At 70.2% G+C, this 11,475-nt stretch carries 11 protein-coding genes, 2 rRNA genes and 2 riboswitches; of the genes, 1 reads left to right on the forward strand and 12 read right to left on the reverse strand.

Going from position 1 to position 11,475, the window contains the following annotated elements:
* Positions 1-45: 45 nt before the first annotated feature.
* Positions 46-169, reverse strand: a riboswitch (glycine riboswitch).
* A gap of 1 nt (position 170) precedes the next feature.
* Positions 171-268: riboswitch (glycine riboswitch) on the reverse strand.
* A gap of 123 nt (positions 269-391) precedes the next feature.
* Entirely contained in the window at positions 392-721 is a 330-nt protein-coding gene (locus ABFY07_RS13605; protein ID WP_170066608.1) for a PRC-barrel domain-containing protein, read from the forward strand.
* Here ABFY07_RS13605 and ABFY07_RS13610 read toward each other — a convergent pair.
* The 12 genes from ABFY07_RS13610 to ABFY07_RS13665 form a co-directional block, all read right to left on the reverse strand.
* Positions 697-2,283 (reverse strand): DNA polymerase IV, encoded by a 1,587-nt coding sequence (locus ABFY07_RS13610; RefSeq protein ID WP_346174739.1) that lies wholly within the window; start codon positions 2,281-2,283, stop codon positions 697-699. The two genes, ABFY07_RS13605 and ABFY07_RS13610, sit on opposite strands and share 25 nt — an antisense overlap.
* A 134-nt stretch (positions 2,284-2,417) precedes the next feature.
* Positions 2,418-3,041 (reverse strand): MerR family transcriptional regulator, encoded by a 624-nt coding sequence (locus ABFY07_RS13615; protein ID WP_346174740.1) that lies wholly within the window; start codon positions 3,039-3,041, stop codon positions 2,418-2,420.
* A gap of 229 nt (positions 3,042-3,270) precedes the next feature.
* A complete protein-coding gene (locus ABFY07_RS13620; protein WP_014181304.1) occupies positions 3,271-3,744 on the reverse strand; it encodes a bifunctional nuclease family protein in 474 nt (157 codons plus the stop codon).
* A gap of 52 nt (positions 3,745-3,796) precedes the next feature.
* A complete protein-coding gene (gene ftsR / locus ABFY07_RS13625) occupies positions 3,797-4,549 on the reverse strand; it encodes a transcriptional regulator FtsR (protein WP_346174741.1) in 753 nt (250 codons plus the stop codon).
* 17 nt (positions 4,550-4,566) lie between these two features.
* Entirely contained in the window at positions 4,567-5,415 is an 849-nt protein-coding gene (locus ABFY07_RS13630; RefSeq protein WP_079151262.1) for an FHA domain-containing protein, read from the reverse strand.
* Positions 5,416-5,545: 130 nt separating this feature from the next.
* Entirely contained in the window at positions 5,546-6,397 is an 852-nt protein-coding gene (locus ABFY07_RS13635) for a DUF881 domain-containing protein (protein ID WP_346174742.1), read from the reverse strand.
* 4 nt (positions 6,398-6,401) lie between these two features.
* On the reverse strand, positions 6,402-6,734 hold the full coding sequence (locus ABFY07_RS13640; RefSeq protein ID WP_065966735.1) for a small basic family protein: 333 nt from the start codon (positions 6,732-6,734) through the stop codon (positions 6,402-6,404).
* The gene (locus ABFY07_RS13645; protein WP_346174743.1) at positions 6,731-7,657 is read right to left on the reverse strand and encodes a DUF881 domain-containing protein; all 927 of its coding nucleotides are present in this window, start codon (positions 7,655-7,657) and stop codon (positions 6,731-6,733) included. Before ABFY07_RS13645 ends, ABFY07_RS13640 begins: the two co-directional genes overlap by 4 nt.
* A 132-nt stretch (positions 7,658-7,789) precedes the next feature.
* Positions 7,790-10,285 (reverse strand): mannose-1-phosphate guanyltransferase, encoded by a 2,496-nt coding sequence (locus tag ABFY07_RS13650; protein WP_065966733.1) that lies wholly within the window; start codon positions 10,283-10,285, stop codon positions 7,790-7,792.
* Between the two features lie 115 nt (positions 10,286-10,400).
* The gene (gene clsA / locus ABFY07_RS13655; protein WP_346174744.1) at positions 10,401-11,009 is read right to left on the reverse strand and encodes a cardiolipin synthase ClsA; all 609 of its coding nucleotides are present in this window, start codon (positions 11,007-11,009) and stop codon (positions 10,401-10,403) included.
* Between the two features lie 142 nt (positions 11,010-11,151).
* A 5S ribosomal RNA gene (rrf, locus tag ABFY07_RS13660) occupies positions 11,152-11,268 on the reverse strand.
* A gap of 92 nt (positions 11,269-11,360) precedes the next feature.
* A 23S ribosomal RNA gene (locus ABFY07_RS13665) occupies positions 11,361-11,475 on the reverse strand; the annotation flags it as partial.

Consider the following 11,475-nt stretch of genomic DNA (forward strand, 5'->3'; position numbering starts at 1 on the left):
TGTACGACCGATGAGGGACACCACGGCGCGGGTGCCCGAACGGCCTCCCCCTCTGTCATCTCGACCTGAGAGCTTCACCGGTCCGCGGGCGGCGGTCCGGCTTTCACCGTCGGTGAGGAGGGGTCCCGGAGCCGTGCTCGCCCGTGGCCCACCCTGCTTTCCAGAGTGACCTCACCCGCGCGGTACGTGTGCCTGAGAGATTCCGGGGAGGATTTGCTCCTTCGGCGCCTCCGACGACGTCGGCGGAGGACTCTCCCGCACGGGGTCTGCAGCCACAGTCAGCCTACCAGCGAGCCTGTCGGCGGGATCTTTCGGAGAGCGCTCGAGTGGACGCGCGCGGCGTTGTGGCTTTTCGTAGGAATCACGGGAAGTCACGGAAGAATGGCCACCTGTGGGAGAGAGTGTGCAGACCGACATCGATCCGCGGACCCTCATCGGCCGCAAGGCCTTCGACCGCGATGGCACGAAGATCGGCACGGTGGACGAGGTCTACCTCGACGACGCGACCGGCGAGCCGGAGTGGGCGGCCGTACGCACCGGGCTGTTCAGCCGGGATGTGTTCGTGCCGCTGGAACCGAGCGAGATCGTCGGCGACACGCTGCGGGTGCCGTACGAGCGGGCGCTGATCAAGGACGCGCCGGACTTCGGCGTCGGCCGCCATCTGTCGCCCGAGCAGGAGCTGCAGCTCTACCACCACTACGGGCTCGATGTGAGCGGCTGAGCCCGCCCGCGGTCCCGGTCGTGGGCCTGGGCCGGGTCGTGAGCCCGGCCCGGGTCGTGGCCGGGGCCGTGGTCATGGCCGGGGTCCGGGGCGTGAGCCTGGTGCTGGTCATGAGCCTGGTCCCGGTCGTGGCCGGGGCTTTCGTCCGGGATGGCGGGGCTTTCGTCCGGGCCGGCGGCGGGCTCGGGGCGCACCAGCGGCAGCGGCTCCGACGGCTCCAGCGCCGGGTCGTCGACCGCGAAGGTCCTCACCCGGCCCGGCGCCGACCAGGGGTCCTCGAACCGCACGGTCACCCGGCCGACCCCGCTGCCCTGCACCCACCCCGCCCCGTACTCGGCGTGTCGCACATCGGCGCCGGGCAGCCAGCGGCGGGGCCGGGCGACGTCCTCACCGCCCTCCTCCAGGGCCGCCGGGAGGGCCTCCGGCGCCCCTCCGGCCTCCCCCGCCCCCTCCGTCACCTCCTGGGCCTCCTCGGCCTCGTGGGCGGCCTGCGCGGCCTGGGCGAAGAGGTCCTCCTGGGTGTAGTCCGCCAGGCCGCTCACGCCCACCCCCAGCAGCCGCACGCCCGCCGTGGTGTCCACCCCCTCGAGCAGCCGCGCCGCGGCCTCCCGCACCACCGCCGGGTCGTCCGTCGGTCCGCGCAGCGTCTCGGACCTGGTCAGCGTGGAGAAGTCGTAACGCCGCACCTTGAGCACGACCGTGCGCCCCGAGCGGCCGGCCTCGCGCAGCCGCCGCACACACCGGTCGGCCAGCCGCGCCACCTCCACCTGCACCCGGGTGCGGTCGGTGAGGTCGACGTCGAAGGTGTCCTCCACCGACACGGACTTGGCGTCCCGCTCGGCGACGACCGGCCGGTCGTCCCGCCCGCAGGCCATCGCGTACAGCGAGGCGCCATGGGCCTTGCCCAGCAGCCGCACCAGCTCCTCCTCCCCCGCCTCCCGGGTCTCGGCGACGGTGTGGATCCCCGCCCGGCGCAGCGCCTCCGCGGTGGCCGGGCCCACCCCCGGGAGGGTGCGCACCGACATCGGCCCCAGCAGCTCCCATTCGGTGCCCGGCTCGATGAGCACCAGCCCATCGGGCTTGGCCTGCTCGGAGGCGATCTTGGCGAGCATCTTGGAACCGGCCAGGCCCACCGAGCCGGTCAGCCCGGTGGCGGCCGCGATGTCCGCCCGCAGCCGCTCCCCCACGGCCCGCGCCGCCTCGGGGGAGGCCGGGACACCGCCGGCCTCCAGATCCACGAACGCCTCGTCCAGGCTCAGGGGCTCCACCAGCGGGGACAGCGCGCCCAGCAGCCCCATGACGATGTCGCTCACCTGGCGGTACACGGCGAAGCGGGGGGCGAGGTACGCCGCGTTCGGACACAGGCGGCGGGCCTGGGCCATCGCCATGGCCGAACGGACCCCGAACACCCGCGCCTCGTAGGAGGCCGTGGAGACCACGCCGCGCGGCCCCAGACCGCCGACGATCACGGGCTTGCCGCGCAGGCTGGGCTTGGCCGCCTGCTCCGCCGCGGCGAAGAAGGCGTCCATGTCCAGATGCAGGATCGTCGGCACACCCCTCACACCTACAGATGCTGCCGCATGCCACTGACAATCGGGCGGCCCGGCCGGTGGGCCGTTCAGCCGAGGGCCCGGCCGCGGCGCGCTCCGGCTCGCGCGCGCAGGGCTCCCCCTTTGACGACAGACCCCAGGGCGGTTCAGCCCGCCCGGTTGCGGCGCCGCGCGAGCTCGTCCTCGGGGTTGTGCCCCACCAGCGTCTCGCCGGTGTCCACCCGCTCGCCGTGCAGCTGGGCCAGAGCGCTCTCCACGTCCCGCCACACCACGCCCACCGCGATCCCGAAGACGCCCTGGCCGCCTTGGAGGAGGTCCACCACCTCGTCGGGCGAGGTGCACTCGTAGACCGTCGCACCGTCGCTCATCAGCGTCATCTGGGCGAGGTCGTCGAGGCCGCGGGAGCGCAGGTGCTGGACGGCGGCCCGGATGTTCTGCAGGGACACGCCGGTGTCCAGGAGCCGCTTGACGATCTTGAGGACGACGACGTCCCGGAAGCTGTACAGCCGCTGGCTGCCCGAGCCGTACGCGGGCCGGACGCTCGGCTCCACCAGCCCGGTGCGCGCCCAGTAGTCCAGCTGGCGGTAGGTGATGCCGGCGGCGGCGCACGCGGTCGGCCCGCGGTATCCCACCTTCTCGGGCTTCGCCGAAGCGCCTTCCCTCGGCGCGGCCTGTGCCGCGACCCGAGCCTTCAGTGCCGGTTCGGCCGGTGCGCTCCCCTGGAGCGCGTACGGACCGCCTGCCGCCGTGCCGTCGCCGCTGCTTCTCACGCCGACCTCCGTCCTCGACCTGCCTTCTCGACGGTAGGCAGTCACCCGGGGTGCGTCAACGATCGCCACACTCGGCACGCCGAGTGATAATCACCCTAAGGGTGGTTTCCCGTGTCCCTCTGCGGGGAAAGGCTACTCGAATGCGCTGGCGAGAACCGGCGTATGGCGCAGCTCATCGGCGGCTCGGCCCATCGGCTCACCGCGGCGCCCGCTCACCGGCTGCTGGTGCTCACTGGCTGCTGGTGCCGAAGTCCTCGGGCGAGATCTGGTCGAGGAACTCGCGGAACTTCTCCACCTCGTCCTCCTGCTCGTCCGGGATGGCGATCCCCGCGTCGTCCAGCACGCCGTCACTGCCGTAGATCGGCGTGCCGGTGCGCAGCGCCAGAGCTATGGCGTCGGACGGCCGCGCACTGACCTCCACCCCGCTGGCGAACACCAGTTCCGCGTAGAAGACGCCTTCGCGCAGGTCCGTGATCCGGACCTCGGTGAGCTGCTGGCCGACCGCGTCGAGCACGTCCTTGAAGAGGTCGTGGGTCAGCGGGCGCGCCGGAGCCATGCCCTGCTGGGCGAAGGCGATCGCGGTCGCCTCCCCGGGGCCGATCCAAATGGGGAGGTAGCGGTCGCCTCCTACCTCGCGCAGGAGCACGATCGGTTGGTTGGAGGGCATCTCCACCCGGACACCCACGACGTCGAGCTCGTTCACACAGCAACCCTAGGACGTGCCCGGCCGGTTTGGATAGTCGGGGCCTGGCCGGTCACCGGGAACCGACCCGCAATGCGGACTGCACGAAGGCCGCGTGAAGCCGTACGGACAGCTCGGCGAGCTCCTGGGCGCTGGCCTCCGCATGGGCTCTGGTCTGCGGATTTCGGTGTCCCCGCAGGGGTGCGACCACCTGCTCGAGCAGTCCCGCCTCACGCTCCGCGGCGGCTTTCATGATCCGCAAATGACGTGGTTCCAGACCGAAACGACCCAGGTCCGCGAGGAGCCTGACGACCGTCACCGCCTCGATGCCGTAACCGCCGTCCGGATCCGGCGCGAGCAGGCCGTACGACTCCCACGCGGCCAGCTCGGCCTCGGCGAGCCCGGTGGCGGCCAGCAGCTCGGCCCGGCCCACCCGGGGGGCGGTGCGGCGCTCCGGGGCGCCCTCCGGCCCCTCCTCGCCCGAGGCGGGCGGCCGGGGGCCCGGGGCCGTGGCGGGGAGCCGGGGCCGCTCTCCCCGCTCCAGGGCGTCCAGATGCTCCCGAATGACCTTCAGTGGCAGGTAGTGGTCGCGCTGCATGCGCAGGACATGGCCGAGCCGCTCCACGTCCTCCGGGCTGAATTTGCGACAGCCGGAGGGCGAGCGGCACGGCTCGACCAGGCCCTCGGCCTCCAGAAAACGGATCTTGGAGACGGTGACCTCGGGGAATTCATCCCGCAGCAGACGCAGCACGGTGCCGATGCTCATCGGCCGGCCGCCCGCGGGGGCGGTGCCGGTGCCGGCACCGCCCGACGGTGTCTGACGCATGGACCTCCCCTGGCGGGTCAGATGCCGAAGCCTCGCTGGCTCGGGTAGAAGACCATCCGGTACTTGCCGATCTGCACCTCGTCGCCGCTGGTCAGGATGGCCGAGTCGATCGGCTCCCGGTTGAGGTACGTCCCGTTCAGGCTGCCGACGTCCGCGACGGTGAAGGAGCCGTCCTGGCCGCGCCGGAACTCCACATGGCGACGCGAGACCGTCACGTCGTCCAGGAAGATGTCGCTCTGCGGGTGACGGCCGGCCGTGGTCACATCGCTGTCCAGCAGGAAGCGGCTGCCGGAGTTCGGACCGCGGCGGACCACCAGCAGCGCCGACCCCGGGGGCAGCGCGTCGACGGCCGCCTGGGCCTCCGGGGAGAGCGAGGGCAGCGGAGTCTGCCCGGTCACCTCGGAGTCGTAGGCCTCCAGCCCGGAGATCGAGATGGTCGACGTCGTCTCCGAGGCGCGCTCGGAAGGCGCCTGGCCCCGCAGCGGCGCGCCGCAGTTGGAGCAGAACCGGCTGGCTTCCGCGTTTTGGTGCCCGCACCTGGGACAGACAGGCAAGCCGAACCCTCCGCCCGTGTTCGCGGTCGACGGTTCCCCGAAACCTATGCGTCCGGATGCGGCAGGGTCAACAGAAGACGCGCCCTGACCACCCGGAATTCCGCCGCCCTGACCACCGACCTGGTCCCGGAACAGCGGACGCTCCTCACTCACCCCGCTCTCCTCCGCGGCACGCGGGGCGCGGTGGCGAGCGGTGCTGCTGCCGCCGTCCTGGCGTGCGCTCTTGCCGAACAACTTCCCGAACAACTTCACGGGCGATTCCCCTTGACTGAAACAGACCCGCCCGTGGGGCAGGGCAAACCCTCGATGCACACACCAGACGGTCCGGACATCCTCACAACGTCCGTGACCACCAGACAGTTTCCATCACGCGCGACTCTTCCGGTGCGCCGACCCCCCGCGTCCTCATCGTCTCGCCGCGAGACTCCCATACCGAACCGCCTCACCGCGATGACGACCGAGCGTAGTCAGGCCGCTTCGCCGACCGCAAGGCGTCGACGACGATCTTCTCCGAACGCTCGATGGACACGGTGGCCTGCTCCTTCTCCAGGCTCTGCACCACTCCGCCCGGAATGTTCAGGGCCGGCTCCAAGTCCTCCGGCTTGCCGATGACCTTGATCACGTACGGCTGTGTCACTTTCCGTCCATCGATTTCCACCGCGCCGCCGACGTCCGAGAAGTACGTACTGGCGATCACCCGCACCTTGCCGATCTGGATCGCCTCGGCACCGGCGGCGCGCAGTTCCTGCACCGCGTCGAGCAGCATGTCCGACTCCACGGCGCTCCCCGACGCGTCGATCTTCATGGTGATGCCCGGTCCCTGCGCGGCGACCGTGCCCGCGAGCACGGCGAGCTGCCGCTCCTTCTGGGCCGTCTGCTTACGGGCCTCCTCGGCCTGGTCCGAGCTGTTCTCCAACTCGGTCTGCTGCTTCTCCAGCCGCTGCTTCTCCTCGTGGAGCCGCTCGGTGCGGTTGTCCAGCTCGTCGAGGATGCGCACCAGGTCCTCCTGCCGGGCGCCGCGCAGCACGCTGCTCTCATTGGTCGAGCGCACCTGGATGGCCAGGCCGAGGCCCAGCCCGAACAGCAGGAGCGCGACGATGAGTTGAGCCCGGGTCAGCCGGGGCGGCCACAGGCCGTTCACCAGCCGCTGGCGGCCGGTGGACGGCCGCGGGGCCTCCGCGGCCTCCGCGCTCCCCCCGGCGTCCTCAGGCCCGTCTACGGCCGCCTCGCCGGGTCCGCTCAAGGTCTCGTCGGTCGGCTTCCCGGGCTCGGCCGGGGTCTGGTCGGTCGTCATCGGCTCACGCCCGGAAGACATGGCGGCGGATGGCGGCGGCGTTGGAGAAGATCCGGATGCCGAGGACGACCACCACGCCGGTGGACAGCTGGGCCCCGACCCCGAGCTTGTCGCCGAGGAAGACGATCAGCGCGGCGACCACCACATTGGACAGGAACGAGACCACGAAGACCTTGTCGTCGAAGATCCCGTCGAGCATCGCCCGGAAGCCGCCGAACACCGCGTCCAGCGCGGCCACGACGGCGATCGGCAGATAGGGCTCGACCACCGTCGGCACCACGGGTCGGACCACGAGTCCGACCACGACTCCCACGACGAGGCCCAGTACGGCGATCACGATGTGCCCTTCCCTGTGTCGGTGCCGCCCTTCCCGGGGCCACCGGCTATCGGTTCTGCGGTTCGTACGATCAGACTCGGCGCGGCCGGGAGCAGCACCTCGTCCTCGGCGGAGATGCTGGTGCGGATGCCGTAGTTCTCGTGCAGCACATGCAGGTACTGTCCGTCGGCACTGTCCTGGAAGGCCGTGCTCAGCCGCCGTCCGTCCCCCACCGCGAGCACCGTGTACGGCGGCGCCAGCGGCTTGTTGTCGACCAGTATGGCGTCTCCCGCGGCCCTGATCGCCGAGAGGGCGGTCAGCCGCTGCCCGTTGATCGAGACGGCCTCCGCGCCCGACTCCCACAGCCCGTTCACGACCCGCTGCATGTCGCGGTCGCGCACCCGGCCGGTGTCCGAGAAGTTGGAGCTCTCGCGCGGCCCGCCGCCGCCCTCGTCCGCCTGCTTGGCGTCGTCGACGACCAGCTTGACCCCCGGGCCCTTCACCTCGGTCGCCCCGGACAGCAGCGCGACCAGCTCCCCCTTGTCCCCGCCGTGCTTCTCCAGCGCCTGCCGCTGCCTGTCCCCGACCTCCTTGCGGAGCCTGTCCACGCTCTTCTGGAGGTCGTCCGCGTTCGAGTTTCCCGTCTCGATGCGGTCGATCAGCTTCTCCCGCTCCTTGGCCAGCGTCGGCGCCGATATCCGGGCCTCGACGGCGCCGATGGTCACGATGCCCGCGACCAGCACCAGTCCCGCGGCCACCACCAGCCTGCCGCGCAGCGTGCGCGGCAGGCCGCGCCGGCCCTCCGTGCCGTGCCGCGCGGCCGCCTCGGCGTATCCGTCGTCGAGGCTGTGGTCCATCACATTGGTCAGCAGCGACATGGACGCGTCGAGACGCGGACGGGGGCGCGGCGGAGCTGTGCTCCGAACGGGGGGCTGCTGCGGCATGCCGCACATCGTCGCACGTCGGGGGCGCGGCCGCCGAATGGCCCCACCGGCGAGCCGGATCCGGGCCGTCGGCGGCCGCGCCCCCGCGTGCTCTCCGCGGCCGCTCGGCCGCGCCCCACCAGGGGGATCGGGTCAGCGTCCGGCGCTCTCCACCACGGCGGACCACTCGTCCAGCAGCGTCTGCGCCGACGCGTCGTCCGGACCCTCCGCCCACAGATGGGTGACCGCCTCCGCCGGATCGGGCAGCACCATGACCCAGCGCCCGTCGGCCTCGACCACGCGCACGCCGTCGGTGGTGTCCACCGAGCGGTCGCCCGCCGCCTCCACCACGCGGCGCATGACCAGGCCCTTGACCGCCCAGGGGGTGGCCAGATCGCGGCGCAGCACATGGGCGCGCGGAATCCGGGCGTCGATCTGGCTGAGGGTGAGCTGGGTGCGGGCCACCAGGCCGATCAGCCGCACGAAGGCGGCCGTGCCGTCGAAGACGCTGCTGAACTCGGGGATGATGAACCCGCCGCGCCCGTCCCCGCCGAAGATGGTGCCCTCCGCCCTGGCGACCCGGGTGAGGTCGTCGGCCGCGGTGGTGGTCCACTCCACCTGGGTGCCGTGGTACGCGGCCACCTGCTCGGCGATGCGGGTGGTGGTCACCGGCAGCGCCACGCGCCCGCTGCGACGCTCCGCGGCCACCAGATCCAGCATGACCAGCAGGGCCCGGTCGTCCTCGACGATGCGCCCGCGCTCGTCCACCAGCGACAGCCGCTCGCCCACCGGGTCGAAGCGCACGCCGAACGCCGCGCGGGCCGAGGCGACGATCTCCCCGAGCCGTACCAGGCCCGAGCGGCGCGCCTCCGCGGTCTCGGTGGGCCGTGATTCGTTCAGCCCGGGATTGATGGTCAGCGCGTCGACCCCGAGCCGGCCGAGCAGGCTGGGCAGAACCAGCCCCGCGCTGCCGTTGGACGCGTCCACGACGACCTTGAGGCCCGACTCGGCGATGCCGCTGGTGTCCACGGCGCGCAGCAGGGAGCCGGTGTACGAGTCGAAGACGCTGGACGGGAAGGACAGGTCGCCGATCTCGCCGGGGAAGGCCCTCCGGTACTCCTGGCGCGCGTACACCCGGTCCAGCTTCCGCTGCCGGGCGGCCGACAGGTCGGCGCCGCGCTCGTCGAAGAACATGATGTCGACGGAGTCGGGCACGCCGGGCGAGGTACGGATCATGATGCCGCCGGCGCTGCCCCGGGCGGTCTGCTCGCGCGCCACGGGCAGCGGCACGTTCTCCAGGTCCCGGACGTCGATGGCACTGGTCTGGAGGGCCGAGATCACAGCCCGCTTGAGCGCCCGCGCACCACGGGAGTGGTCACGGGCGGTGGTGACCGTCGAGCCCTTCTTGAGGGTGGTGGCATAGGCGCCGGCGAGCCGCACGGCCAGCTCCGGGGTGATCTCCACGTTCAGGATCCCGGACACGCCGCGGGCGCCGAAGAGGTGGGCCTGGCCGCGCGACTCCCAGATGACCGAGGTGTTGACGAAGGCGCCCGCCTCGATCGTCTTGAAGGGGTACACCCGGACATTGCCCTGGACGATCGATTCCTCGCCGATCAGGCACTCGTCGCCGATGACCGCGCCGTCCTCGATCCGGGCGGCCCGCATGACGTCGGTGTTCTTTCCGATGACGCAGCCGCGCAGATTGGCCTGCTGGCCCACGTACACATTGTCGTGGACCACGGCTCTGTGCAGGAAGGCTCCGCTCTTCACGACGACGTTCGACCCCACGACGGTGTGCTCGCGGATTTCCGCGTCCGCCTCCACCTTCGCGTAGTCGCCGATGTAGAGCGGGCCGCGCAGCACGGCGTCCTGATGGACCTCGGCACCCTCGGCGACCCACACCCCGGGGGAGATCTCGAAGCCGTCGATCTCGACGTCGACCTTGCCCTCCAGCACATCGGCCTGGGCCTTCACATAGCTCTCGTGGGTGCCGACGTCCTCCCAGTAGCCCTCGGCGACATAGCCGTAAATCGGCTTGCCTTCCTTCATGAGCTGCGGGAAGACATCACCGGACCAGTCGACGGGCACATCGGGCTCGACATAGTCGAAGACCTCCGGCTCCATCACATAGATGCCGGTGTTCACCGTGTCGGAGAAGACCTGGCCCCAGGTGGGCTTCTCCAGGAAGCGCTCGACCCGGCCGCCCTCGTCGACGATGGTGATGCCGAACTCCAGGGGATTGGGCACACGGGTCAGACAGACCGTGACCAGCGCGCCCTTCTCCTTGTGGAAATTGATCAGCTCGGTGAGGTCGAAGTCCGTCAGGGCATCGCCCGAAATCACGAGAAAGGCATCGTCCTTGAGTGCCTCCTCCGCGTTTTTGACGCTGCCGGCGGTGCCGAGTGGCTTTTCCTCATTGGCGTACGTGAGCTCCATACCGAGCTCCTCGCCGTCACCGAAGTAGTTCTTGACCAGCGATGCGAGGAACTGGACGGTCACCACGGTCTCGCACAGACCATGCCTCTTGAGCAGCCGCAGCACGTGCTCCATGATCGGCCGGTTCGCCACCGGCAGCAGCGGCTTGGGCATGGTCGAGGTCATCGGGCGCAGGCGAGTTCCCTCGCCTCCCGCCATCACGACGGCCTTCATGTCGGAAGCGTCCTCCTTGAAGAGACGACGGTCATGCCGACTGACGCGCCCCGATGGCCCACATACCTATCGCATTACGAGCGCCCCGCCGCTACGGGCCGGCACATCAGCGAGCTCAGTCGGCCGCGGCGTCCGCCTTCACGAGTCGGCGGACCTGAACCACGTAGAGGACTCCTGCCCACCAATAGAGGGTTGTACCCCATCCTGCGAAGGCCCATCCGAAAATAGCAGCGATTGTGTGAAGTGGGCCACTTCCATCACTCAGAAGGAGCAGCGGGAAGGCGTACATCAGGTTGAAGGTCGCCGCCTTGCCGAGGAAGTTGACCTGGGGCGGCGGATAGCCGTGGCGGCGCAGGATGCCGACCATGACCAGCAGCACCAGCTCCCGCGCGAGGAGCACCGCGGTCAGCCAGATCGGCAGGATGTCACGCCAGGTCAGGCCGACGAGTGTAGACAGAATGTAGAGGCGGTCGGCCGCCGGATCCAGGATCCGGCCGAGGCTGCTGACCTGATTCCAGCGGCGGGCCAGCTTCCCGTCCAGATAGTCGCTCACCCCGCTGAGCGCGAGCACGACGAGTGCCCATTCGTCACTCTTCGGCCCGCCGAACTCGGGCCTGAGGATCAGCCACAGGAAAAGCGGAACGCCGACCAGACGCGCGGCGCTGAGGATGTTCGGGATGGTGAGCACGCGGTTGGTCTGGACGCGTGTCTCCTGGACCTCCACCCGGGAGCCTCCTGTGGGAACGGTGTGTCGATGGATGCCTCATGACCTTACCGGTAGGTCCGGGCGGCTCGGCACGGGGTCCTGGATACAACAAAAAGCCCCGGACGGAACCAATGGTTCCGTCCGGGGCTTTTCAATGATTGTTCGGCGGCGTCCTACTCTCCCACAGGGTCCCCCCTGCAGTACCATCGGCGCTGAAAGGCTTAGCTTCCGGGTTCGGAATGTAACCGGGCGTTTCCCTAACGCAATGACCACCGAAACACTATGAAGAAAACAAACCAGCCCAACCCATATAGTACGGGTCAGCACATGGTCGTTACTTCAGAACCAACACAGTGAACGCGAGCAACTGAGGACAAGCCCTCGGCCTATTAGTACCAGTCAACTCCACCGGTCACCCGGCTTCCATATCTGGCCTATCAACCCAGTCGTCTACTGGGAGCCTTACCCCATCAAGTGGGTGGGA

Source organism: Streptomyces sparsogenes subsp. cuspidosporus, from assembly GCF_039532705.1.
Lineage (GTDB): Bacteria > Actinomycetota > Actinomycetes > Streptomycetales > Streptomycetaceae > Streptomyces > Streptomyces sparsogenes.